General features: G+C 69.5%; 23 protein-coding genes and 2 tRNA genes. 15 read left to right on the top strand and 10 right to left on the bottom strand.

Features of this window, described 5'->3' with window-relative positions; genetic code table 11:
* Positions 1–20 precede the first annotated feature (20 nt).
* Positions 21–335, bottom strand: a complete 315-nt coding sequence (locus tag EV659_RS09665) for a type II toxin-antitoxin system TacA family antitoxin (protein ID WP_132708671.1) — start codon at positions 333–335, stop codon at positions 21–23.
* Positions 336–430: 95 nt separating this feature from the next.
* Here EV659_RS09665 and EV659_RS09660 point away from each other — a divergent pair, with 95 nt between their 5' ends.
* The 8 genes from EV659_RS09660 (at position 431) to EV659_RS09625 (ending at position 4063) form a co-directional block, all read left to right on the top strand.
* Positions 431–646, top strand: a complete 216-nt coding sequence (locus tag EV659_RS09660; protein WP_132708670.1) for a tail protein X — start codon at positions 431–433, stop codon at positions 644–646.
* 14 nt (positions 647–660) lie between these two features.
* A complete protein-coding gene (locus EV659_RS09655) occupies positions 661–1710 on the top strand; it encodes a phage late control D family protein (protein ID WP_132708669.1) in 1050 nt (349 codons plus the stop codon).
* A 32-nt stretch (positions 1711–1742) separates the two neighbouring features.
* Positions 1743–2132 (top strand): phage holin family protein, encoded by a 390-nt coding sequence (locus EV659_RS09650; RefSeq protein ID WP_132708668.1) that lies wholly within the window; start codon positions 1743–1745, stop codon positions 2130–2132.
* Positions 2089–2340, top strand: coding sequence for a hypothetical protein (locus EV659_RS09645; protein WP_132708667.1), 252 nt, complete (start codon positions 2089–2091; stop codon positions 2338–2340). The genes EV659_RS09650 and EV659_RS09645 overlap by 44 nt, the downstream gene beginning before the upstream one ends.
* Positions 2316–2651 carry a hypothetical protein gene (locus EV659_RS09640; protein WP_132708666.1) on the top strand — a complete coding sequence of 112 codons (336 nt, stop codon included), beginning with the start codon at positions 2316–2318 and terminating at the stop codon, positions 2649–2651. Before EV659_RS09645 ends, EV659_RS09640 begins: the two co-directional genes overlap by 25 nt.
* A 70-nt stretch (positions 2652–2721) precedes the next feature.
* Positions 2722–3321 carry a transglycosylase SLT domain-containing protein gene (locus EV659_RS09635; protein WP_207894073.1) on the top strand — a complete coding sequence of 200 codons (600 nt, stop codon included), beginning with the start codon at positions 2722–2724 and terminating at the stop codon, positions 3319–3321.
* A complete protein-coding gene (locus tag EV659_RS09630) occupies positions 3318–3668 on the top strand; it encodes a hypothetical protein (RefSeq protein WP_132708664.1) in 351 nt (116 codons plus the stop codon). Before EV659_RS09635 ends, EV659_RS09630 begins: the two co-directional genes overlap by 4 nt.
* Entirely contained in the window at positions 3665–4063 is a 399-nt protein-coding gene (locus EV659_RS09625) for a hypothetical protein (protein ID WP_132708663.1), read from the top strand. The genes EV659_RS09630 and EV659_RS09625 overlap by 4 nt, the downstream gene beginning before the upstream one ends.
* Before the next feature lie 240 nt (positions 4064–4303).
* Here EV659_RS09625 and EV659_RS09620 read toward each other — a convergent pair.
* Positions 4304–4378, bottom strand: a tRNA-Val gene (locus EV659_RS09620).
* A gap of 304 nt (positions 4379–4682) precedes the next feature.
* On the opposite strand from EV659_RS09620, the gene EV659_RS09615 reads away from it, so the two are divergent.
* Both EV659_RS09615 and EV659_RS09610 read left to right on the top strand, forming a co-directional pair.
* The gene (locus EV659_RS09615; RefSeq protein WP_165878819.1) at positions 4683–5147 is read left to right on the top strand and encodes an NUDIX domain-containing protein; all 465 of its coding nucleotides are present in this window, start codon (positions 4683–4685) and stop codon (positions 5145–5147) included.
* Positions 5144–5641 carry a CYTH domain-containing protein gene (locus EV659_RS09610; RefSeq protein ID WP_132708661.1) on the top strand — a complete coding sequence of 166 codons (498 nt, stop codon included), beginning with the start codon at positions 5144–5146 and terminating at the stop codon, positions 5639–5641. Before EV659_RS09615 ends, EV659_RS09610 begins: the two co-directional genes overlap by 4 nt.
* A gap of 70 nt (positions 5642–5711) precedes the next feature.
* Here EV659_RS09610 and EV659_RS09605 read toward each other — a convergent pair whose 3' ends face one another.
* Both EV659_RS09605 and EV659_RS09600 read right to left on the bottom strand, forming a co-directional pair.
* On the bottom strand, positions 5712–6452 hold the full coding sequence (locus EV659_RS09605) for a ParA family protein (protein ID WP_132708660.1): 741 nt from the start codon (positions 6450–6452) through the stop codon (positions 5712–5714).
* The gene (locus EV659_RS09600; protein WP_132708659.1) at positions 6449–8230 is read right to left on the bottom strand and encodes a CHAD domain-containing protein; all 1782 of its coding nucleotides are present in this window, start codon (positions 8228–8230) and stop codon (positions 6449–6451) included. The genes EV659_RS09605 and EV659_RS09600 overlap by 4 nt, the downstream gene beginning before the upstream one ends.
* A 202-nt stretch (positions 8231–8432) precedes the next feature.
* Here EV659_RS09600 and EV659_RS09595 point away from each other — a divergent pair, with 202 nt between their 5' ends.
* Positions 8433–9983 (top strand): flavin-containing monooxygenase, encoded by a 1551-nt coding sequence (locus EV659_RS09595; protein WP_132708658.1) that lies wholly within the window; start codon positions 8433–8435, stop codon positions 9981–9983.
* 86 nt (positions 9984–10069) lie between these two features.
* Here the strand turns inward: EV659_RS09595 and EV659_RS09590 are convergent, their stop codons facing one another.
* Together EV659_RS09590 and EV659_RS09585 are read right to left on the bottom strand one after the other, a co-directional pair.
* Positions 10070–10684, bottom strand: coding sequence for a PAS domain-containing protein (locus EV659_RS09590; RefSeq protein WP_165878818.1), 615 nt, complete (start codon positions 10682–10684; stop codon positions 10070–10072).
* A gap of 118 nt (positions 10685–10802) precedes the next feature.
* The gene (locus tag EV659_RS09585; RefSeq protein WP_132708656.1) at positions 10803–11471 is read right to left on the bottom strand and encodes a class I SAM-dependent methyltransferase; all 669 of its coding nucleotides are present in this window, start codon (positions 11469–11471) and stop codon (positions 10803–10805) included.
* Positions 11472–11688: 217 nt separating this feature from the next.
* On the opposite strand from EV659_RS09585, the gene EV659_RS09580 reads away from it, so the two are divergent.
* The gene (locus EV659_RS09580) at positions 11689–12768 is read left to right on the top strand and encodes a cytochrome-c peroxidase (RefSeq protein ID WP_132708655.1); all 1080 of its coding nucleotides are present in this window, start codon (positions 11689–11691) and stop codon (positions 12766–12768) included.
* 205 nt (positions 12769–12973) lie between these two features.
* Here the strand turns inward: EV659_RS09580 and EV659_RS09575 are convergent, their stop codons facing one another.
* From EV659_RS09575 to fsa, 4 genes are all read right to left on the bottom strand, one after another.
* Positions 12974–15481, bottom strand: coding sequence for an ATP-binding protein (locus EV659_RS09575; protein ID WP_132708654.1), 2508 nt, complete (start codon positions 15479–15481; stop codon positions 12974–12976).
* A gap of 211 nt (positions 15482–15692) precedes the next feature.
* A tRNA-Phe gene (locus EV659_RS09570) sits at positions 15693–15768 on the bottom strand.
* Between the two features lie 122 nt (positions 15769–15890).
* Positions 15891–16931: a tyrosine recombinase XerC gene (locus tag EV659_RS09565; RefSeq protein WP_132708653.1), complete on the bottom strand. Its 1041-nt coding sequence runs from the start codon at positions 16929–16931 to the stop codon at positions 15891–15893.
* A gap of 20 nt (positions 16932–16951) precedes the next feature.
* On the bottom strand, positions 16952–17605 hold the full coding sequence (fsa, locus tag EV659_RS09560) for a fructose-6-phosphate aldolase (protein WP_132708652.1): 654 nt from the start codon (positions 17603–17605) through the stop codon (positions 16952–16954).
* Between the two features lie 253 nt (positions 17606–17858).
* On the opposite strand from fsa, the gene EV659_RS14865 reads away from it, so the two are divergent.
* The 3 genes from EV659_RS14865 to EV659_RS09545 all read left to right on the top strand — a co-directional run bounded on the left by EV659_RS14865 (position 17859) and on the right by EV659_RS09545 (position 22342).
* Positions 17859–20576 (top strand): extracellular solute-binding protein, encoded by a 2718-nt coding sequence (locus EV659_RS14865; RefSeq protein WP_132708651.1) that lies wholly within the window; start codon positions 17859–17861, stop codon positions 20574–20576.
* Between the two features lie 295 nt (positions 20577–20871).
* Complete coding sequence (locus EV659_RS09550) at positions 20872–21558, top strand: DUF6134 family protein (protein ID WP_132708650.1); 687 nt, start codon at positions 20872–20874, stop codon at positions 21556–21558.
* 136 nt (positions 21559–21694) lie between these two features.
* Positions 21695–22342, top strand: coding sequence for a YiaD family glycine zipper/OmpA-like lipoprotein (locus EV659_RS09545; RefSeq protein WP_132708649.1), 648 nt, complete (start codon positions 21695–21697; stop codon positions 22340–22342).
* The last annotated feature ends 194 nt before the right edge of the window (positions 22343–22536 follow it).

Raw genomic sequence — 22536 nt, 5'->3', positions numbered from 1 at the left:
GGCGCCACGCCGGGGCTGGCTCATTCGCCGTCGGCCCGTGCGGTCCGATAGCGCCGGGCTGCTGCGCGCAGCGCCTCGTTGGGCTCGGCGTCCGACAGCAGGGCGGTCACGAACGCCGAGGCGTCGCGCGCGCCGAGCGTCATGGTCTGATGGTCGTGCAGGGTTTGCTGGGCCGCCGCCTGGACCGAGCGCACCACGAACTCCGACACCGACGAACCGGTGAGGGCGGCGGCGCGGGCGAACAACTGCTTCTGCTCTTCGGTGATGCGCGCTTCCAAGCGCTCGCTGCGCTTTGCGGGGGCGGGCGGCGGTGCGTCGCCGAATGTCGAAGGCATGGGGCGCTCCTGCGGTCGATCCAGTTCCCTGTCATGTACGGTGCATTGCCGTACACTTCAACGGCTCCTGTTGGCCCTGTCAAGGAGACCTTCCGATGACCCAACTCTACGAGACCCGGGCGGGCGACCGCCTGGACCAGATCGCGCTTGGCCACTATGGCGCCCAGGCCGGGGTGGTCGAGCGCATCCTCGACGCCAACCCCGACCTGTCGCTGGCCGGCCATGGGCCGGTGCTGCCGGCGGGGCTGAGGCTCGTGCTGCCCGACCTGCCGGCAACGCCGACCGACCGTGTCGTGCGGTTGTTCGGCTGACGAGGCTCGGCCCTATGCAACCCGATTTGCGGGTCGAGGCCGCCGGTGGCGATATCACCGCCGCTCTGCGCGATCGCTTGGTGTCGCTGAGTGTCGAGGACGTGGCCGAGGACTATAGCGACCGCTTGCACCTGCGCCTCGACGATCGGCCGGGGGCCGATGGCCGCTGGATCGCCTGGCCCGCGCCTGGGGCGGCACTGACCGTTTGGCTCGGTTGGCGCGGTCGGCGTCTGGTGCGCATGGGCGTGTTCGAGGTCGACGAGATCCAGGCCAGCGGCCCGCCGGCGACGCTGGCGCTATGGGCCTCGGCCGCGCGGCTGCCGCGGGCGATCCGCGCGCCGCGCTCGCGGTCCTGGCACGATACCACGCTCGGCGACATCGCCCGCACCATCGCCGGCGAGCACGCCCTCGACCCGGCGCTGGCCCAGGCGCTCGACACGGTCGCCGTGCCCCATGCCGACCAGACCGCCGAGTCCGACCTGGCGTTCCTGACCCGGCTGGCCGGCGAGGTGGACGCGGTGGCGCGGCCGATCGACGGGCGCCTGGTGCTGGCCCCCAAGGGCCGCGCCGAGGCGGTGTCCGGTGCGGCCTTGCCGGCGCTGTGGCTCCGCCCTGGCGAGGTCAGCCGCTGGACGCACCGCTACGCCGCGCGCGAGGAGGCGGGCTCGGCGGTCGCCGGCGGCGGCGTGCGCGCCCATTGGTGGGACCGCGATGCCAAGACCGACCGGCCGGTGACCCGCGGCGCCGACCCGTTCGAGGACCTGGCCGGCCCGTTCGACACCGAGGCGCGCGCCCGCGCCGCCGTGGATGCTGCCTTCAACCGCCGCACGCGCGGCCGGCACCGGCTGTCGCTGACTCTGCCCGGCCGTCCCGAGGCTCAGGCCGAAGCGCTTCTGGTGCTCGATGGCTGGCGGCCCGACCTGCCGCGCCGCTGGCGGATCGTGCGCGTGCGCCATCGCCTGGACGCCGGCGGCTACACCAGCGCCATCGAGGCGGAAGAAGCGGCGGCGGACGCAGCCGTGCCCCCCGCCACGGGCAGTGCGGTGCCGGGCCCGGCGCTCTGATCGTCCCATCCCCTCCGACAAGAGAAAGACTTATGGACCCTGTTCAAGTGTTGCGCGGGCTGCGCGACGCGTTCGAGCCCGTGCAGTGGCGCGTGGTGCTGTTCACCGTGATCGGCGCGCTGTTGGTCCGCGCCGACGAGATCCGCCGGGGCTATCGCGCCTGGCGCTGGCGCGACCTGCCGCTCGACGTGGTCATCGCGGTGGGCATGGGGCTGATCGCCTCGGAACTGGCGGCGTTCCTCGCCCTCGATCGCTCGGGCGCGTCGGTATGCGGCGCGGTGGTCGGCGCCATCGGCCCACGCGTGTTCGACCAGCTGCTGTGGTCGCTGATCCGCGGCGTCGGCGGCCCGCCGCCGGCCGGCATGGACCGGACGGGCGGTGAGCCTGGCCGCCGTGACCGATCCGGTGGCGGCGAGCGCTGAGGCGCGCCCGTCCATGCGCGCTCATGACGACGGTGCGGGCTCGGTGGTGCTCAGCCTGACCCGCGCCGAACAAGAGGCGATCCACCGCCGGGGCCGGGTGGTGGTGGCGGCGCCGGCGCTGCTGGCGCGCGATCTGTTGACGGCTCACTTGGCAACCCACTCCCCAGAACAAGGAGACGAGATATGGACACGGGACGACGGCGCCTGAGGGCGCGCCTGGCCGCCATCGCTGGCGATGCCGGCCCTTGGGCTCTGGCCACGCTGGCGTTGGTGGCGCTGCTCGCCTGGCGCGGGCCCGACCTGGCTGCCTGGCTCGCCCAGGGCCTGTTGGCGACGGTGATGAACGTGGTGGTGCTGTTCGCGGTGGCGATCGGCTTGGTGCGGGCGGTGCGCGAGGCGCGCATCGGCCTGCCGGCGCGGGCGCAGGAGGTGATCTATGGGCATCCCATCGCTTTGGCGATCGCGGTGGCTGGCATGTATCTGCTGGCTGGCCTGGTCGTGCTCGCCGCCCGCGCTTGAGGCCCATGAGCCCAAACCGGCGCCCGAGCCTGCCCCCGGGCCCGGCACCGAGTGCGCCCCCGCCAACCCCGTGGCCCGGGCCTGTGCGCCCTATGCCGGGGCGATCCGGCGGGCGGTGCACCGGCATTGGGGGCCGTGGCGCTTGCCCCAGGCGTGGATGGCGCAACTCTATCAGGAAAGCCGCTGCGATCCGGCGGCGGTGAGCCCGGCCGGCGCGCGCGGTCTGGCGCAGTTCATGCCCGCCACCTGGGCCGAGATGGCCCGGCGGCTCGACCTGCCGGCGGGCGCCACGCCCCACGACGCCATCGCCATCGAGGCCGGCGCGGCCTATCAGGCGCGGCTCATGCGCCAGTGGGACCGCGGCCGCGACTTCGCCGGGCGCTGGCCCTTGGGGCTGGCCAGCTACAATGCCGGCCTCGGCCACATCCTGGGCGCCCAGGCGCACTGCGACGATGCGCTGCTGTGGCGCGACGTGGCGCCGTGCCTGGCCCGGGTCACCGGCCGCCATGCCGACGAGACCCGCACCTATGTGCGGCGCACGGCGCACTGGTGGCGGACCTTGGGCGCCTGCCGCCCGGCGGCCGCCCCCGGCTCGGTCCAGACGCTGCTCGGCTGCAAGGCCGCCAGGATCGCCCCCGACCACCCCGACGACGAAGGAGCCCCGCGATGATCGACCTGACGCTCGACCCGGCCGCCTGGTCCGCCTGGGGCTGGCCGTTGGGGCTTGGCGCGCTGGCCGGCTTTCTGGCCGGCCTGGCGGCCGGCCGGCGCGAGGCGGGCCAGGGCACCGCCCGGCGCTGGGTCAACCGGCGCACGCTCGCCTGGCTCGCCTTCGCGCTCGCCGCCGGGCTCGCCTGCCTGGGCGCGGGCCTGGCCTATCTGTGGCAGTCGGTGGTGCTGGCGGCGGTGCTGGTGGGCGTCGGCCTGCCGAGCTGGCTCGCCGTGGTGCTGCTCTACCACCGCGACGCCAGCGCCGAGGACCGGCTGCGGCTGAGCCTTGAGGATCGGGGGCGATGATCGCCGGGGTGGTGGCGCGGCTCATGGGGCCGCAGCTGGGGGTGCTGCTGGTGGGCGTGATCGTCGCCAGCGCCGGCGCCTGGGTCCTGCACGAGGTGCGCGCGGCCGACCGCCTGCGCGACGAGCTTCGCGCCCACCAGGTGCGGGCGGCCCACACCGCCCGCGCCATCGCGGCGGCCGACCGCCGTGCGGCCGTCCAGGCGGCGGCTGACCGGGACCGCCTGTCGCTGATTGAGGAGATTGCCCATGGCAAAGCCGATGACGACGGTGTTGTGGCGCCTGTGTTGCGTCGCGCTCTGTGCGGGCTGCACCGCGACGCCCCCGCCGCCTGCGCCGACGATACCCCAAGCCCTTCTGACCTGCCCGCCGATCCCGGACCCGCCGACCGGCCCTGACATCACCCAGGCCGATGTGGCCCGCTGGGCCGTGGAAGCCGCCACCGCCGCCCGCCACTGCCGCCGCGATCTGATCGCTGTGCGTCGGCTGGTGAATGGCCGCCGGGAATAATCCGGCTGGCTGTACCTGCTTCTACGCCTGACCGCGCCGGCGAGGTGCCCGGCCGCAAGTGGAACAAAGCCGAGGTACGTGCGTACCGGCAATCTCTGTGTGATTTTTATCTAAGTGCTTGATTAGAATGGTGGGCGCGAGAGGATTTGAACCTCTGACCCCTGCGGTGTGAACACAGTGCTCTACCCCTGAGCTACGCGCCCGCCGGGCGATGGCGTGGCCACCGCTTGGCTGAGGCCGGGTGTATAAGCCCTTGCCGGCGGCAGTGCAACCGCAAAATTCACCCGATCAGGACAAACCGCACCCGGTGCCTTGGTGCTGTCGGCGCCGGAGCGGTGGGCCACGAAAGCCTTGCACGTAGGGACTGCGGTTGTGCTAGCCTCTTGCACGCGCGCCGGGCGCTCGTGCCGCCGTTCGTGGCGGACGGGCGCGGCACGCGGTGTCCAGGGGCGGCCGATGCGGCCAGCCGGGCCGTCCCCGTTGGTCCTTCCTTGCGTCGAGGCTGCCATGTCGCCGTCCACCGCTTCGCTGTTGCACAGCCCCGGTCCGTTCACACCCCCCCTGTCGATCAAATCGGTGCTGGTCTCCGCCGGCCAGGTGTTGGTGCTGCGCCAGCCCGACGGCCGTTGGGACCTGCCCGGCGGTCGCGTCGAGCCCAACGAGACGCCGGCCGCCGCGCTGGCACGGGAATGCTGGGAAGAAACCGGCCTTCTGGTGACCGCCGGGCCTGAGTTGATTTTGTGGCCGCGGGTCAAGCCCGACGGCAGCCGGCGCCAGATCCTGACCGTCATCGGTCAGCCCCGACGGCCGTTCGCCCTGGCCGATCTGGTGCTGTCGGACGAGCATCGCGACGCTCATCTTCTGGCCCCGGCGGCAGCACTGACCCTGGACCTGCGGCCCGATTATGCCCGCGCCATCGCTGCGGTCATGCGCCGTCTGGTGGCCGCCGACGGCTCGGCGGCGGCCCAATGATCGAGATCGAGCGCAAGTTTCTCGTCGCCGGCGCGGACTGGCAGCCGGCGCGCGCGGTCACGCCGCTGTGCCAGGGCTATCTGATCACCGGGGCCGGGCGCTCGCTGCGCATCCGCCAGAAGGGCGAGCAATACCTGCTGACCTTCAAGGCCGATCATGCCGGCGCGGCGGCGCGCTACGAGTTCGAATATCCGGTGCCCGCCGAGGACGGCCGGCAGATGCTGGCGCTATGCGAACGCCCGCCGATCGAAAAGCACCGTCATCTGGTCGACCATGGCGGTCACACCTGGGAGGTGGACGTGTTCGCCGGTGCCAATGCCGGGCTGGTTCTGGCCGAGGTGGAGTTGGACGCGGCCGACGCGGCGCTCGACTTACCCGCGTGGGTCGGCCCGGAAGTGACCGACGACCCGCGGTTCGCCAATGCTGCCCTCTATGAGCACCCGTTTGCCGACTGGGGCGTGCGCTACGCCGATCTGCTGGCCGGCGCGGCTTGACACTCGGGACACTCGGCCGCGATGTCGGGTCGGTCGCTCGGCGGCCCGGGCGCGCGGGCACCGCTGCGGCTCAGCCGACGCGGGTGGCGATTTCGTCCCACAGGTCGGCGAACGCGCGAGCCGCCGCCGATCGCGGCGCGAAGGCGCGCACCGGGGCGCGTTCCAGCCCCATGCGTTCGACCACGCTGGAATAGGGAATGCCGGTGGCCAGCGCCTCCTTATGCTGCGCGGGAAAGCTGGTCATCACGTCGCGGTGCAGGGTCTTGCGCCGGTCGATCATGGACAAAAAGGGCAGCCGCCGCTTGGGGCTGATCCGGCGCTCGTCGAGGAAGCGACAGAGCTGGTCGTAGGTTCTGAGCGACAGGGTTGTGGGCAGCAGCGGAATGACCAGCCCATGGGCCGCGGCGAAGACGTTTTCCGACAGATGCGAGATGCTCGGCGGGCAATCCAGGAAGACAAAATCATATTGGCTCGCCAGCGGTTTAAGCGCCTTGGCCAGCCGGTTGGTCTTGTCGGTGGCGTCAAGCTGAGCGTCGAACTCGCGGTAGGAAAAGTCCGCCGGCATCAGGTCCAGATTGTCGAAATCGGTGCCCTTGATGCGATCATCAAGCTCGGTCTTGCCCTTGACGATGCCCTTGCCGCCGCCCTTCACCTTGGGCTTGATGCGAAAATAGAAGCTGGTCGCGGCCTGCGGGTCCAGGTCCCAGACCAGGGTCCGTGCGCCGGCGCCCGCCGCTTCATAGGCCAGATTGACCGCCGCGGCGGTCTTGCCCACGCCGCCCTTGATGTTGTGGATGGCGAGCACCTTCATCTGCGGCCTCCCGTCTTCGCCTTGCCGGCTTTTTTGGGCTTTTTGCTTTTTTCGGTCTTGTTGGTTTTATCGGCCTTGTCTTTGCCGGCCTTGGTCTCGCTCTTGGCCTTTGAAGCGGCGGCCGTGCGCATGGCCTTTTTATCGGCCTTGCTGCCAGCGGCGCGGGGCGGTCGGTCGGGCGGCGGGGCGGGCGGCTTGGCCGCTGCGTCGGCATCGCGGCTCATGTGAGCGATGCGGTCGGCCACGTCGGGGGTGTCGAAGGTGGCGAAGCGCTCGGCGAAATGGGCGCGCGCGTCGGCCTGGCGGTCTTCGAGCGTCGCGGTCAGGGTGCCGAGCGCCATCAGCGTCTCGGGCGGCGGGCTGGTCTCGGCGGTCATGGCCCGGCCGAACGCCATCAACGCCTCGCGCTGGACCGCGCTGTCCTGATAGGTGCCGAGCACTGCCTGAAGTTGCTTCAACGCCTTGACGGTGGTCTTGACGTCGTCGGCGTCGAACAGGCTGCGGAAGAACTCAAGCTGGTAGCGGAGTTTCTTGGCGTCCTTGCGCAGGTCGTGCAGCGCCTCGGGCGGGCTTTGGGCGTCGATGCGCCGGCCGTCCTTGATCACCCGTTTGTGCGCGCGGGCGATGCGCCGGGCAGCCAGCCGCTCGATCGGGGTGTGCGCTTCGGGCGGCGGGTCGACCGGCGGCGTCGGGCTGTGGAGCATGTCGCGCCAATCGGCGACCAGGCGTCGGTAGCGCTCGCTGCGCAGGGCGCGGGCCAGGTCGGCGAGTGCCGCCTGGGCGCGGCGGTCGAGGAAATCCTGAAACGGCGCCAGCGCGCCGGCCTGGTCGTCGGGGAGCCGGTCCTGATAGCCCGGCACGTCGAGGCGGAACACATCAAGATCGCGTTTCGGGCCGGTCAATTGCCCGAGCCACCGGAAATCGTCGGCGAAGCGGCGGCGCATGGCCTCGGGGAACACCCCCTTGGCCTGGGTCAGGGCGGTGCGTGTGCGGCGTACGGCGACGCGGAAATCGTGCAGAAATTCGCTGTCGGTGTCGGCCAGAACGCCGTCCACATTGCGTTCCATGACCCGCAGCAGGGTCTGGCACACGTCCTTGAGCGCGGTTTCCGCCGGCGTGCCGCGGGCCAGCGCCAGCCGGATCTTGGAACTATAGTCGCCCGGCGTCCGGCCGATGGCGGCCAACGCCGAGACCATCAACGGGCCGGTTTCCACCGCCGCGCCGAAACGGTCGGTCAGCCGGGCCACGATCCGGTCATAGGCTTTGTCATAGCCGCGCACCGGCTGCACCGTGACCCGCGCGCTCAGCGTCGCCTCGTCGCCGGTCTCGGGGTCGACCGCGGTGCCTTCCACCAGGGCCAGCCGCACCACGGTTTTGTCGTCATCGTTGCGCCGCGCCAAGGGCTGCCGGTTGAGCCGGACCCGCACCCGTTCCATCAGCGCGCGGATATCCATTGTCGCGGCGAGGCGCGCGCGCGCCGGCGCCGGCTCGATATCCGAGGCGAACACGGGGCACCGGTCGGCGCGCAGCCGCCCCAGCGTGCGCCCGTCGCCGAGCACGCTCCAGGTCAGCGCCCAGCCGCGGCTGTCCCGCACCGCTTCGAGCACGCTGTCGGCGGCATACAGGCGCCAGTCGAAGGTGTCCAAATAGACGCATTCGATGGCTTCGGGCGGGTCGGCGACGGCGCCCGTGACCTCGGCCACCAGGTCGATCAGGGCCTGGCTGCCGGCACCTTGGGCGTGCGCGGCATCGATCGGGAACTGTTTGATGTCTTCCATGGTGCGGGGGCTGTGACTGTCTTTCGTGTGGGGCGGAAGCGACGGTCTCGGCACAAGCTTGGCCCCGACGCGGATTCCCTGACAAGATCCGTGATATTGTCACAAACATGTAACAAACGCGACCGCCGTGCAACAGCGGACCGCCATTGACGGGCTTGCGAGCTGGGCTCATTCTTTTCAAGGATGAAGGGAGCGGGCAAGCATGGCGGACGACGGCGCGAGCGGTGGCAAGCCGGTGCCGCACACCGACGTGGCGATCATCGGCGCGGGTTTTGCGGGCCTTGGCATGGCGATCAAGCTGCGCCAGGCGAACCGCGACGACTTCGTCGTGCTGGAGCGCAGCGAGGGCCTCGGCGGCACTTGGCGCGACAACACCTATCCCGGCTGCGCCTGCGATGTCCCGTCCCAGCTCTATTCCTTCTCGTTCGCGCCCAACCCCGATTGGAGCCATGCCTATTCGGGTCAAGCCGAGATCCGCCGCTATATGGAGCGCTGTGCCGAGGATTTCGCCATTCGGCCGTTTCTGCGCTTTGGCCAGCGGGTGGTGGCGCTCGACTGGGACGAGGCGCGGGCGCGATGGCTGATCACCACCGCCGACGGCGCGCGCCGGACCGCGCGGGTGGTGGTCGCCGGTACCGGGCCGCTCAACAAACCGGCCTGGCCTGACTTGCCGGGTCTCGACCGGTTCGCAGGGCCGGTGTTCCATTCGGCGCGCTGGGACCATGGTGTCGATTTGAGGGCCAAGCGGGTGGCGGTGATCGGCACTGGCGCCAGCGCCATCCAGTTCGTGCCCGAAATCGCGCGTCGGGTGGCGCATCTGGACGTTTATCAGCGCACGCCGCCGTGGATCATCCCACGGCTCGACTATCGGGTGCCGGACTGGATGCGCGGGCTTTATCGGCGGCTGCCGGTGGCGCAGAAGCTGCACCGGGGGTTCATCTATTGGTCACTCGAATGGCGCGCCATCGGCTTTACACGGATGCCGGGGCTGTTGCGCGCCTTTCAGTGGGGCGCGGAACGGTTCCTGCACGCCCAGGTGGCCGATCCCGATTTGCGCGCCAGGCTGACCCCCGATTATCGCCTGGGCTGCAAGCGGGTGTTGCTGTCCGACGATTACTACCCGGCCCTGCAACGCGACCATGTGGATCTGATCACCGACCGGATCGCGGGCGTGACCGCCGGCGGCGTGATCGATACCGCGGGCGTCGAGCGGCCGGCCGACGCGCTGATCCTGGGTACCGGTTTTCGCGCCACCGAGCCGCTGGACGATATGGCGGTGACCGGCCGGGGCGGGCGGACGCTGGCCGCCGCCTGGGCCGATACCGGCGCCGAGGCTCATCGCGGCACCACGGTCAGCGGCTTTCCCAATCTGTTCCTGCTGGTCGGGCCCAATACCGGCCTCGGTCACAGTTCGATCATCTTCATCATCGAGTCGCAGATCCGGTATGTGTTGAGCGCGCTCGACCGGATGGACACGCTCCGGGTGCCGGCTCTCGACGTGCGGGCGGATGTGCAGGCGCGCTATAACGCCTGGGTTCAAAGGCGCCTGGCGCGCACGGTGTGGCAGACGGGGGGATGTACCAGTTGGTATCAGGCCGCCGACGGCAAGAATGTGACCCTCTGGCCGGGCTTCACCGTGGGCTTCCGACGACAGACCGCGCGCCTCGACCCGCGCGAGTATGTGGCGGTCCGTGCCCAGGTACCGGGACAACGGTCGGTCACGCAGCCGGTCGGGGTCGACGGGGCCGGCTGACCCCTGGGGGCCGTTTGGGGGCGACTGGCCAGAGGCACAGGGGTTTTGCGCCGGGTTTTCGCCGCTGACGCCGGGCGATGCTGCGCTCAGCGCTGGGCATGGCTGTCCGAGTATACGGTGTCTGCGTCAGGGCCGCTGCCTCGCCCGACGCCGGGGCGCTCGGGGGTGCGGGGCAGGTCGGGGACGCCGAAGCCCAGGTCCAGCGGCTCGACGGTGAGCAGATCGGTGCCGATGCGGCTGACCGCGCCGGCGGGTTTGTAGCTGAGCATTTCGAGTGGCCAGTTAACCGCCAGAAACAAGCTGACGGCGCCCGTGGCGTCGCGCAACGGCAGATACAGCGATGCCACCTTGTTGACCCGACCGGTATAATATTCGGCCGAATACTCGGACAGCGCGCCGAACCTCTCGTCGAGCGACCGGTTGAACCAGGTAATCGACCAATCCCGTACCGCCGGGTCCAGTTGGTCGATCAGGTTCTGCCCGGTTGGATTGTAGCTCAACCGTTCGGCGAAGGCGGTGCCGGCCAGCCGATAGACGAAGCGGTCGGTCGCCGCGCGCTCCAGCAGGACCACGTTGGGCAGCACCGTCTTGAGGGCCGCCGGGTTGAGGTCGCGCTTGGCCGGCAGATCAGTGCCGGTGCGCAACGACGACCAGTGCGCCCAGACGGTCTGGAACGGATGGGACGACAACGCCGGATGCACAAACCGACTCCTTCGACTGATACAGACCTCAATCCCCAAGGGGCGCCGCTGTGGTACGCCCCGAACGCCGAGCCCGGCTCTTGGTTCAGCCCCCTCATCCGCCCCGTTGGCCGGGCGGTCAGCGTTTGCGCAGCAGCGTCACGCCATCGCCGATCGGCACCAGGGCGAGATCGACCCGGCCGTCTAGGTGAACCTTCCGGTTGAACCGCCGGATGGCGACCGTGTCGTCGTCCTGGGCGTCGGGGTCGACCACCCGGCCGTGCCACAACACATTGTCGACTGCGATCAAGCCGCCGGGGCGCACCAGCGTCAGGCAGCGCTCATAGTAATCCTCATAGCCGGGTTTGTCGGCGTCGATGAACGCGAAATCCACCGTGCCCGTTTCGCCTTGTGCGGCCATGGCATCGAGTGCGTCGCGCGCGTCGCCCTGGCGGAAGTCGATCCGATCGGCGACGCCGGCCGCTTGCCATTCCCGGCGCCCGGCCGCCAACCAGCGGTCGGTGCGGTCGAGTGCGATGACCCGCCCGCGCGCCGGCACGGCAAGCGCGAAACCCAGGGTGGCGTAGCCGGTGAAAACCCCCACCTCGATCACCTTCATGGCCCCGATCGCGCGTAGCAATAGCATCAGAAACTGCACCTGTTCGCTGGACGAGCGCATATTGCCCTCGGCCAGCTCGTCCGAGGCCAGACGCAGGCGCCGCATCGGGTCCGGCTCGCGATCGTGAAGCGAGATCTCGGCCACATACCGGTCAAGGGCGTCGTTCAGACCAATGCTACTTTTACTCATGCCATGCTCCCACATTTGATACGGGAGGTCGGTGAGCCTGGATCCATGACGCGGGATAACAGTTGTGGCCCGGCGAGCCAATGCCGCCGATCCAAGGACGACAGTCCCAGGGCCTGGGGCTCTTGGGCTCGGGCAGGGCTGGACGCCGTCATCTTGTGACCGGGGCGGCGCTGTTTTATAGGCACAGTAACATAAAACGATCAGTGAGGCTGAGCCTATGCACATCCGATCGACGATTCTTGCGCTGTCTCTGGCGGCTGTGACGGCCGCACCCGCTGCCGCTATCGAGCCGAGCCAACTGGCCGCTCAGGCCCGGCAGATGTTCGAGCCGCTGCCCGCGACCATGCCCGACCAGGGTATCGATGCCACCGCGGATATGGTCACGCTCGGCAAGATGCTGTTCTTCGAGCCGCGGCTGTCGCGCAGCCAGCTCATTTCCTGCAATACCTGTCACAATCTGGCCACCGGCGGGGCCGATCTGCAGGCCACGTCGGTGGGCCATGGCTGGGAGCGGGGCGGGCGCAACGCGCCGACGGTGCTCAACGCCGGTTTCCACATCGCCCAGTTCTGGGACGGTCGCGCCGCCGACCTGGCCGAACAGGCGGCCGGTCCGATCGCCAACCCGGTCGAGATGAGCCACAGCCACACCGATGCCGTGGCGACGCTGAAGACCATACCGGGCTATGCCGCGCCGTTCGCGGCCGCGTTCCCCGACGCCGACGAGCCGATCACCATCGAGCGCATGACCAAGGCCATCGCGGCCTACGAACAGACGCTGACCACGCCGGACGCGCCGTTCGACCGGTTCTTGAACGGCGATCTGACGGCCCTCGACGCCACCGAGCGCGCCGGCCTCGACGCGTTCATGACCAAGGGCTGCGTCGGGTGCCACAGCGGCGCATTGCTCGGCGGCGACCAGTATCAGCCCTTCGGTCTGGTCCAGGCGCCGTCCGACGCCGTGCGCCCGCCCGAAGATACCGGCCGCCACCAGGTCACCGGCGACGAGGCCGACAAGTATCTCTTCAAGGTGCCGAGCCTGCGCAATGTGGCGCTGACGCCGCCCTACTTCCACTCGGGCGCCGTGTGGTCGCTGGGTGAGGCGGTGTCGATCATGGCCGAAAGCCAGTTGGGCATGAGTCTGACCGACGCCGAGGTGGCCGAGATCACTGCCTTTCTCAAGACCCTGACCGGCAAACAGCCCCAGGTCGACCTGCCGGTGCTGCCGGCCAGCACCGCCGACACGCCGGCGCCGGACGTGACCGCCGCCAATGCCACGGCGGCCGAAGCGACACGCTGATCGCCCGGCGCAACCCTGGCGGCGACCGGTGCGGGCCGGCGTGTCGGCGGTGCCGATGCGTTGGCGCCGGGATCGCCGGTCCTGCAGGGATGCGCTGCACCGCTCGTCCCCTGGCGCGTCGCTGCTTGGTCATTGGCGGTTGAGCAGAAGCGGTCGAACGGCCGGTCGGCGCCGGTCCGGCCCGGGCGCGGGGGCCCGCTGGCGTTCACCCGGGATGCCCGCGCCGTTCGGACCCGGTCTCGGCCGGTGCCGCGATGTCGTTGAGCGCGCCGACGGTTGCGTCCACGGTGTCGGCGAACAGGCGTAGCGCCGCCGCATCGGGCCCGGTCGCGGGCCGGTCGTCGCCATCGGTCAGCCGCCCCAGCCAATCGGCCAGGGCCGCCAGCCGCGGCGCGCCCAGATTGAGCGCCGTGCCCTTGAGCGAGTGCAGATGGTCGGTCGCGGTTTGGTGGCGGCCGGCCGCGGCATCGTCGGTGGCTGCCCGGCCCAGATCGGCGAGCGTCTGCGCCGCCTCGCCGACGAAGCTCTTGACCCACCCCTCGCCCAGCGACACCGCCAGCGCGTCCAACTGCGCCCGGTCGAGCAGCGGCAGGTGCACGCCGGGCGGACGCTGTGCGGCGTGGGTCGGGCCGTCCTCGGCGGCCTCGCGCTCCGCCACCACGCGGGCGAGGGTGGCGGTCAGATGCTGCCAGTCGATGGGCTTGGTCAAAAACGCATCGAAGGGCGTCAGGTCGCAGGATTGGGCGCAGTCGGCGACCATGTCGGCGGTCAGCGCCAGAATCGGTAGGCGACTGATCGGGTCGCCGGCGGCACGGATGCGCCTGGCCGCCTGTTCACCGTCCATCAGGGGCATTTGCAGGTCGAAGATCGCCGCGTCGTAGGTTTCCAGCCCGGTGGCTTCCTCGACCGCGGCGACACCGTCGCCCACGATGGTGACCCGGTGGCCGAGCCGGCCGAGCATGGCGTCCAGCAACATCGCGTTGACACTATTGTCCTCGGCGACCAACAGGCGCAGCGGCCGGGTTTGTCCCGGTTCGGGCAGCGCCGGCGCGCGGTGCGCCTGCGCGCTGGCTTCGGCGGGCGCCATCGCTATGTCGCTGTCGACCAGGGGCACGCTGAGCGCGACCGAAAAGGTGGCGCCCTGGCCGGGCACGCTGCTGACCGATATGTCGCCGTCCAGCGCGCGGGCCAGCCGCCGGCTGATGGCCAGCCCCAGGCCGGTGCCGCCATAGCGGCGTGCGACCGTCGGGTCGGCCTGTTGGAACGCCTCGAAGATCTTTTCCTGCTGGTCGGCCGGGATGCCCGGCCCCTGGTCGCGGACCGACAGCCGCAGCCAAGCCGTGGCCGCTGCCGTCTCGGCGAGGTCGAGCGCCACGGTGACCTGGCCGTGCGGGGTGAATTTCACCGCATTGGACAGCAGGTTGAGCAGGATCTGGCGCAACCGGGTCGGGTCGGTCTCGACCAAGAGGGACGCGGCGGGGGCGCGCACCTCGATGGCCACGCCCTTCTGCGCCGCCGCCGCGGAAAAGGTCGCGACCACAGAACGCACCAGGGCGGTCACATCGGTTGGCACCAATTCGAGCGACAGTTGGTCGGCCTCGATCTTCGACAGGTCGAGCACATCGTTGAGCAGGGCTAACAGCCCCTGCGTACACTCGCGGATCTGCCGCACATAGCCGGCCTGCTCGGTTTGCAAATCGGTGGTTTCCAAGAGGTCGATCATGCCCAGCACACCGGTGATCGGGGTGCGCAACTCGTGGCTCATGGTGGCCAGGAAGCGCGACTTGGTGCTGTCGGCGGCCTCGGCGCGGGCGCGGGCCGCTTCGATCTGGCGAAAGGCCCGCTGGGCGGAGATTTCGAATGCGATCCATCGGGCGAACAGGCGCATGAATTCGCGATCGGAATCGCTGAAGGGCTGTGACCGCGGCTGCCAGCCGGAAAAATTAAGGGTGCCGTGCCGCACGCCATCGACCAGCAGCGGGATGCCGATATAGGTCTCCAGCTGGAAGGTCCGGTAGCAGGGGTGGCCGGTGATTTCGCTGTTGCCGGCGTGATCGAAGGCGACCACATCGTCGGCGGCGAGGGTGTGCCAGCAATAGGTTTGGCCAAGGTCGAATTGATCGCCGACGCCGGGGCCCGGGTCCGCCGCTGCCACATGCGCCACCGTATAGACCCGGTCTTCGATCCGGCTGACGATGCCGAGCGGCAGGCCGAAGAAGTCACAGCCCAGCGCAAGCATGGCGTCGATCCGCGCGGTCGGTCCCTGCTGCTGGTCGGTGGAGACGGCATAGAGGTCGTGCAGGCACGCCTCGATCCGGCTTTGCTCGCTCAGGTCCCGGACGATCCCCAGATAGCCGAGGATCGCGCCGGTTTCGTCGCGCAGGGTGGACCCGATGGTTTCGCTGGGAAACGTCGAGCCGTCCTTGCGCCGATAGGCGATTCGGTAGCCCTCGTGTGAGGGCTTCGCGGAGGGGTTGAAACGTCGCCGCCCTTGTTCGAGGAAATCGTCTTCGTTGGCGTAGAGCACCGCGGTGCGCTGGCCGGCCAGTTCATGCGCGGCATAGCCAAAGAGTGCCTCGGCCGCGGCATTGGTCCGGACGATGCGCCGGTCGGGATCGGCCAGCACGGCGGCTTCCTGCATGTCCTGGAACAGGGCGTCGAACAGCAGACCTTGGATGCCGTTCGCGTGGCTCCTGCCCGGGGATTGTGTCACCGCGGTCCCCAAGACGCCTGACCTCTTGCACAACCTAGTCTTGACCCTTGGCGCGATGCGCGCCCCGTCGACAGATTACCTTATGTGGCATGTGTTAAGGAGACGTAACGCCCGAGAGTTGTGGTGACCCGGCGCATTTCGCCCCGCGCCAAGCCGCTGGGGCAATCGTGCGGTGTCGGCGTCGACGTCTGGAGGATCGGTGCGGGGAGAGTGGTGCCCAGGGGCGGATTCGAACCACCGACACTGCGATTTTCAGTCGCATGCTCTACCAACTGAGCTACCTGGGCGTCGCGATCGGATGACCACCGATGCGCTGCGGATCGGCCTTATAGGCAATCGCTTGGGGGCTGTCCAGCCCTGTCTGACGATTGTCGGGCAAATCTTGCCACAGCCGCGGAATCCGGGCGTTTCAGCGCGCGCGGGGGTGCGCCTTGTCGTAGATCTCGGCGAGGTGGCCGGCGTCGACGCGGGTATAGACCTGGGTGCTGGCGAGCGAGGCATGGCCCAACAGGTCCTGGATCGTGCGCAGATCGCCGCCGTTTTGCAGCAGGTGGCTGGCGAAACTGTGGCGCAGCGCGTGCGGCGTCGCGCTGGCGGGCAGGCCAAGCAGGCGCCGCGCCTCGGCCACCGCCGCCTGCACCGGCCGCGGCCCGAGCGCGCCGCCGCGCTTGCCCACGAACAGCGGGCCGTCACCGTCGAGGGCGTGCGGACAGCGTGCCACATAGGCGTCGACCGCTTGGGCGACCACCGGCAGCACCGGCACCAGCCGCTGTTTGCCGCCCTTGCCGGTGACCCGCAGCGTGGTGCCCAAGGGCGCGTCGGCGCGGCGCAGCGACAGCGCCTCGGCGATGCGCAGGCCGCAGCCGTAGAGCAACAACAACACCGCCGTGTCGCGCGCGCCGACCCAGTCCAGGTCTTCGGTCTGCGGCACGGTCTCCAGCAGATCCTCGGCGCCGCTTTCGGACAGCGGGCGGGGCAGGCGGCGCGGGGTGCGCGGCGCGCGGATGATGGCGATGGCGCTGTTGGTGACGCCTTCGCGGCTGGCCAGATGGGCGAAGAAGGTCTTGAGCACCGAGATGGCGCGCGCCGTGCTGGCCGGCGACAGGCCATCGGCGCGGCGCCGGGCCAGATAGGCGCGAAAGTCGCGCACGTCCAGCGCCGCCAGCGCCGCCGCGTCCACCGGCCGGTCCAGATGGCCGGCCAGGAAGGCGAGGAAGAACCGCGCCTCGCGCAGATAGCTGTCGAGCGTGTGCGGCGACAGTCGGCGTTCGTGCGCCAGATTGTCCGCCCAGCGCGCCAGTAACTCGGCGGCCGGCGTGGCACGCGGCGTACCGGGCGCCTTGCGACCGGCGGCATGGTCGGCGGCATGGCGGGCCGCATCGGCGGGGGTCGGTGGCAGCGCATCGGGGCCGGGCTTGGCCGGTGGGCGCGGCGGGGCCTCGTCGGTCATCGCGGGCGGCCTTGCCGGGGTCAGAGGATCGACTGGCCGGTGGCGGCCCAGTCGTCGAGGAAGGCGGCCAGGCCCTTGTCGGTCAGCGGGTGATCGAACAATTTCCAGATCACCGCCGGCGGCAGGGTCGCCACGTCGGCGCCGAGCCGCGCGGCGTCGAGGACATGCACCGGATGGCGCACGCTGGCGACCAGGATCTGGGTCTCGAACAGATAATTGTCGTATATGGTGCGAATGTCCTCGATCAGGCCCATGCCGTCCTGGCCGATATCGTCGAGCCGGCCGACGAACGGCGAGATGAAGGTGGCGCCGGCCTTGGCCGCCAACAGCGCCTGATTGGCCGAGAAGCACAAGGTGACATTGACCATCACGCCGTCGTCGGCGAGCGCCTTGCAGGTGCGCAAGCCGTCGACGGTCAGCGGCACCTTGACGGCGATATTGTCGGCGATCCCGGCCAGCTTGCGGCCTTCTTTCAGCATCGTCTCATGGTCGGTGGCGACGGTCTCGGCCGACACCGGGCCGTCGACCAGGCCGGCGATCTCGCCGACCACGTCGAGAAAGTCGCGGCCGGATTTCCGGACCAGGCTGGGATTGGTGGTCACGCCGTCCACCAGGCCGGTTTCGGCCAGTTGGGCGATCGCCTGGGCGTCGGCCGTGTCGACAAAGAACTTCATGGCTGCTCTCCTTCGCGCGACGCACACGCGCCCGCCGCCGGGGACACTGGATCTGAGACAGCCCTACTCCGCGGGCGCCCGGCTTGCAACGCCCGGTCGCGTGGCCACCTATCCAGTGCGACCGGGGGCGCCGGCGGTGACGAAAAGGCTTGACCGGCGCGGGCTTTCGCGCTCGGGTGCGAGCGGTTCTTAGTTGCAGGCAATGGCAATCCGGTCAAGGACATCGAGGGTGGCGAGAGCCAAGACCAAGCGAATGACGGCGCTGAGTTGGGCGGCGCTGGCGCTGATCGTGCTGATCGGCTGGCCGGTTCTGGTGGTGCCGGCGCAGTGGCTGGCGACGGGCGGCGGCAGCTTCGGCCATTTGGTGCGCACGGTGTTGCCCGGCTATGCGCTCAACAGCGCTCTGCTCGCGCTGTGCGTTGGTCTGGGCACGGTGCTCATCGGTACCGCCACCGGCTGGCTGGTGGCGTTGTGCCGGTTTCCTGGCCGGCGAACGCTGGAATGGGCCTTGGTGTTGCCGCTGGCATTGCCGGCTTATGTGACCGCTTATGCGCTGACCGACTTTCTCCAGGTCAGTGGGCCGGTGCAGACCTGGCTGCGCGACCTGACCGGCCTGACCGCGCGCCAGATGTGGTTTCCCAACATCCGCTCGCTGCCGGGCGCGGTGGTGGTGCTGACCCTGGCGCTCTATCCTTATGTCTATCTGGCCGCGCGGCTGGCGTTTCGCGCCCAGGGCGAGCGCATCGTCGAGGCCGGGCGCACGCTCGGCGCCACGCCGGGGCAGGCGTTCCGGCGTCTGGCGCTGCCGCTGGCCCGGCCGGCGATCGCCGCCGGTGCGGCCCTGGCGATGATGGAGGCGCTGGCCGATTTCGGCGCGGTGTCCTATTTCGGCGTTGCCACCTTCACCACCGGCATCTATCGCACCTGGTTTTCCATGGGCGACGCGGTCGGCGCGGCGCGGCTGGCCAGCCTGTTGCTGTTGGCGGTGGCGCTGTTGGTCTATGGCGAACAGCGCGCGCGGTCGCGGGCGCGCTATTTCGGTCGCTCGTCGGCGGTGGCGCCGGCGACCCGGCTGACGCTCGCCGGCTGGCACGCGGCCCTGGCGCTGCTGGTCTGCGCGCTACCGGTGCTGCTGGGCTTCGCGGTGCCGGTGGCGATCCTGGGCGCTGTGGCGCTCGACGCCGGTGCCGTGCCCGACGCGCGCTATTGGGCGATGACCGGCAATACGCTGACGGTCGCGGCGGCGGCGGCGGTTTTGGCCATGGGCGTGGCGTTGACGGTCGCCTATGCCGTGCGGCTCGACGGCCATCGTCGGGTGCGGGCGGGGATGCGGATCGCCGGTATGGGCTATGCGGTGCCGGGCTCGATCATCGCTGTCGGCGTGCTGATCCCGTTAACCGCGCTCGACGGCGCCTTGGACGATGTGGCCGGGCGCTGGTTCGGGCTCGACCTGGGGCTGGTGTTCACCGGTACGGCGGCGGCGCTGGTGGCGGCGTATGTGGTGCGCTTCCTGGCGCTGGCGCTCAACACGGTCAATGCCGGGTTGGAGAAGGTCAGCCCGGCGATGGATGCCGCCGCGCACAGCCTGGGCGCCGGACGCGGCCGGCTGATCGCCCGGGTGCACGCGCCGTTGTTGCGCGGCAGCGTGCTGACCGGGGTCATGCTGGTGTTCGTCGAGACGGTGAAGGAACTGCCCGCGACCCTGATCCTGCGGCCGTTCAATTTCGATACCCTGGCGGTCGAGGCGCACAACCTGGCCGCCGACGAGCGTCTGGGCGAGGCCGCCTTGCCCGCGCTCACCATCGCCCTGTTGGGGCTTTTGCCGGTCTGGGCGCTGACCCGGACCATGACCGCCGGCGATCGCACCGCCGCGCCGGTTCCCGTTCAGCCAAGGAGAGTGTTGATGCCTTCGATGCGACGCGTTTCGCTGCCTGCTGGTCTGGTCGTTGCGACCCTGGCCGGGGTTTTGCTGGTGCTGGCCGCCGGGCCGCGGGTCCACGCCCAAGCCTCGGCGCCGGCGCGGGAGGTCAATGTCTATTCCGCCCGCCACTATCCCACCGACGAGCAGCTCTATAAGGGCTTCGAGGCCGCCACCGGCATTCGCGTCAACCGCCTGGAAGGCAGTTCCGATGCGCTGATCGCCCGGATCGCGCGCGAGGGCGACAACAGCCCCGCCGACATCTTGATGACCGTCGACGCCGGCCGTCTGTGGCGCGCCGAACAGGCCGGGCTGTTCGCGCCGACTGAGGTCCCGGCGCTCGACGAGCGCATCCCCGCCCATCTGCGCCACCCCGACGGGCTTTGGTACGGGTTTTCCACCCGCGCGCGGATGATCTTCCTGCGCAAGGGGGCCGGGCTCGAAGGTCGGGTGACCCGCTATGAGGACCTGGCCGAGCCGTTCCTGGAAGACCGTGTGTGCATCCGGTCGAGCGGCAATATCTACAACCTGTCGCTGCTCGCCTCGATGGTCGCGCACCAGGGCACCGAGGCAGCGGAGGCATGGGCGCAAGGCGTGGCCGACAATTTCGCGCGCCGACCCCAGGGCGGCGATACCGACCAGATCCGCGCGGTTGCGGCCGGCGCCTGCGACGTAGCGGTGGCCAACAGCTATTATTTCGCCCGCCTGATGGCTTCGGACGACGCCCAAGACCAGGCCGTGGTCGAGGCCGTGCTGCCGGTATTCCCCAACCAGGACGGCCGCGGTACCCATGTGAATGTGTCGGGCGCCGGGGTGATCAAGACCGCGCCGCATCCGCAAGCCGCGGTGGCGTTTTTGACCTATCTGGCCAGCGATGGCGCCCAGGCGATCTTCGCGCGCGGGAACAATGAATATCCCGCCGCCCGCGGTGCTGAGCAGGCGCCGGTGCTCGATCGGTTGGGGGCGTTCAAGGCCGACCAGCTCAATGTTTCGGCGTTGGGCCGCCACCAGGCCGATGCGCAGCGGATCTTCGACCGTGTCGGGTGGCCGTAACCCCCGCCCCGCGACCGAGAGCGGGCGACTCGCCGCGCGCGGTTCAGCCGCCGCGGCGCTGACCCCAGCAGGGTGCGCCCGGGCTCGCAGCGGCCTGGGCCAAGGAGTCAATTTTGTGTAAAGTTTAATCACAATGCGGTGGTCTGTGGATAAAACCCTTGATTCCGACGCGGGGATTTCGTTAGGTCCTTGACGAGCGTCCGGGGCGAAAAACGGGCGAAAAGCGGTTCTTTGTTTGGTAAAATCCGCTCGCGCACAAGACCTGTGTCATAAACATGGTCGGGATAGATAAATCATGATCCGTCATTGCTTGAAGGTCAGCGCCGCGCTGATTGCCGCGGCCATTGTGGTGACCGCCACACCGGCGACGGCGACGAACACCGCGCCCGTGCGCCATGCATTCGACGTGCGTGCCAAGGGCGCCAATATCGGTCAGCACGTATTCTCGATCGATACCCTCGAAGACGGCACCAAATATGTGGACATCGAAGCCAAGCTGAAGCTGAAATTTGTCTTCGTTACGGTGTTCAAACTGCACCATCAGGCGCAGGAGATCTGGCGCGATGGCCGGCTGCTCTCGATGAAGTGCGTGACCGAGAAGAATGGCGAGCGCCAGGAGATGCAGGCGGTGGCCAAGGACGAATACATCCTGGTGCAAACCCCCGATGACGAGATGCACCTGTCCCAGGACACGGTGCCGACGAGCTTCACCCGCGAGGATCTGTGGCAGACCACGGACGCCCGCGATCTGGTGCTGCTCGACACGCTGAACGGTGAGCGCAAGCCGGCGAGGCTGCGCTTCGAGGGTCGCCAGCAGGTGGAACTCAACGGCACCGTGCGCGATTTGCGCTACTTTACGCTCACCGAGACGGAGACCGGGCGGCTCAGCTATCAGTTCTGGATCGATGATTCCGGCATGGCGGCGCGTATTCTGATGCACGCCAAGGACGGCACCGACGTGCACTATACCTACGCCGCCTGATTGGCCTGCCGGCGGGTGCGGCCTTTGGCGCTCCCGGGCAATCGCCAATCTGTCACACGGTAGGGGTCGCCCCGGCGACCCCTTTTTCTTATGGTGCGACCTTCAGCGTTTCACCACGGATCAAGGTGTTTGCAATATGCGTAAAATTCTCATCTCTGCCGTCGCCTGCGCGGTGCTCGCCGGCTGTATCCAGGACGCCTATACCGGCGAGCGCAAGGCGTCGCGTGCCGGCGTGGGCGCCGGTGTCGGCGCCGGTGTGGGGGCGGCCCTCGGGGCCATCATCGGCGGCGATAAGACGCGCAAGAACGCGCTGATCGGCGCCGGTGTCGGCGCGCTCGCCGGCGGTGCGGTCGGCGCCTATATGGATGCCCAGGAGCGCACCTTGCGCCGCCGCCTCGAAGCCGATGGGGTGCGAGTGGTCCGCGAGGGCGACCTGATCGTGCTCAACATGCGCGACAATGTGGAATTTCCCAGCGACAGCGCGATGCTGCAACCGCGTTACGAGCCGGTTCTCGCCTCGGTGGCGCAGGTGCTGAGCGAATACCCCAAGACCTATGTGGACGTGATCGGCCATACCGATTCCATGGGGTCGGACGCCTATAACAAGACCCTGTCGCGGCGTCGGGCCGAGGCGGTCAGCGGCTTCCTCGCCGCCCAGGGCGTGGCACCCGAACGTCTTGCCGTGCGCGGCGCCGGCGAAGACTTCCCGATCGCCAGCAACCAGACCGCCGCCGGCCGCCAGGCCAACCGCCGGGTCGAGATCGCCCTGTCGCCGATCACTTGACGCCCTGGTGCCGGGATACCGGCCCCGGGCGTCCAGGCCCGCTCGGCGCGCCGCGCGCCAAAGCCCAAGGTGCGTGGCGCCATCCCGGCCCACTGCCGCCCCATCTGTCCCAAAATAAGACAGTTGTGTCGCTTTGACCCGCCCGGTTGTGTCCCTTTGGGACGCTTGGTTCGGGCGGGTCGGTCTTGAGGCTG

The sequence above is a fragment of the Rhodothalassium salexigens DSM 2132 genome (assembly GCF_004341375.1).
Taxonomy (GTDB): Bacteria; Pseudomonadota; Alphaproteobacteria; order Sphingomonadales; family Rhodothalassiaceae; genus Rhodothalassium; species Rhodothalassium salexigens.
The sequence above is the reverse complement of the archived record's forward strand: the minus strand, read 5'-3'. Positions and strand labels throughout refer to the sequence as shown.

What these genes read in the sequence shown, in the direction of transcription:
- EV659_RS09665 (WP_132708671.1), bottom strand. Translation starts at nt 335, where the DNA reads ATGCCTTCGACATTCGGCGACGCACCGCCGCCCGCCCCCGCAAAGCGC.
- EV659_RS09660 (WP_132708670.1), top strand. Translation starts at nt 431, where the DNA reads ATGACCCAACTCTACGAGACCCGGGCGGGCGACCGCCTGGACCAGATC.
- EV659_RS09655 (WP_132708669.1), top strand. Translation starts at nt 661, where the DNA reads ATGCAACCCGATTTGCGGGTCGAGGCCGCCGGTGGCGATATCACCGCC.
- EV659_RS09650 (WP_132708668.1), top strand. Translation starts at nt 1,743, where the DNA reads ATGGACCCTGTTCAAGTGTTGCGCGGGCTGCGCGACGCGTTCGAGCCC.
- EV659_RS09640 (WP_132708666.1), top strand. Translation starts at nt 2,316, where the DNA reads ATGGACACGGGACGACGGCGCCTGAGGGCGCGCCTGGCCGCCATCGCT.
- EV659_RS09630 (WP_132708664.1), top strand. Translation starts at nt 3,318, where the DNA reads ATGATCGACCTGACGCTCGACCCGGCCGCCTGGTCCGCCTGGGGCTGG.
- EV659_RS09625 (WP_132708663.1), top strand. Translation starts at nt 3,665, where the DNA reads ATGATCGCCGGGGTGGTGGCGCGGCTCATGGGGCCGCAGCTGGGGGTG.
- EV659_RS09615 (WP_165878819.1), top strand. Translation starts at nt 4,683, where the DNA reads ATGTCGCCGTCCACCGCTTCGCTGTTGCACAGCCCCGGTCCGTTCACA.
- EV659_RS09610 (WP_132708661.1), top strand. Translation starts at nt 5,144, where the DNA reads ATGATCGAGATCGAGCGCAAGTTTCTCGTCGCCGGCGCGGACTGGCAG.
- EV659_RS09605 (WP_132708660.1), bottom strand. Translation starts at nt 6,452, where the DNA reads ATGAAGGTGCTCGCCATCCACAACATCAAGGGCGGCGTGGGCAAGACC.
- EV659_RS09600 (WP_132708659.1), bottom strand. Translation starts at nt 8,230, where the DNA reads ATGGAAGACATCAAACAGTTCCCGATCGATGCCGCGCACGCCCAAGGT.
- EV659_RS09595 (WP_132708658.1), top strand. Translation starts at nt 8,433, where the DNA reads ATGGCGGACGACGGCGCGAGCGGTGGCAAGCCGGTGCCGCACACCGAC.
- EV659_RS09585 (WP_132708656.1), bottom strand. Translation starts at nt 11,471, where the DNA reads ATGAGTAAAAGTAGCATTGGTCTGAACGACGCCCTTGACCGGTATGTG.
- EV659_RS09580 (WP_132708655.1), top strand. Translation starts at nt 11,689, where the DNA reads ATGCACATCCGATCGACGATTCTTGCGCTGTCTCTGGCGGCTGTGACG.
- EV659_RS09565 (WP_132708653.1), bottom strand. Translation starts at nt 16,931, where the DNA reads ATGACCGACGAGGCCCCGCCGCGCCCACCGGCCAAGCCCGGCCCCGAT.
- fsa (WP_132708652.1), bottom strand. Translation starts at nt 17,605, where the DNA reads ATGAAGTTCTTTGTCGACACGGCCGACGCCCAGGCGATCGCCCAACTG.
- EV659_RS14865 (WP_132708651.1), top strand. Translation starts at nt 17,859, where the DNA reads ATGACGGCGCTGAGTTGGGCGGCGCTGGCGCTGATCGTGCTGATCGGC.
- EV659_RS09550 (WP_132708650.1), top strand. Translation starts at nt 20,872, where the DNA reads ATGATCCGTCATTGCTTGAAGGTCAGCGCCGCGCTGATTGCCGCGGCC.
- EV659_RS09545 (WP_132708649.1), top strand. Translation starts at nt 21,695, where the DNA reads ATGCGTAAAATTCTCATCTCTGCCGTCGCCTGCGCGGTGCTCGCCGGC.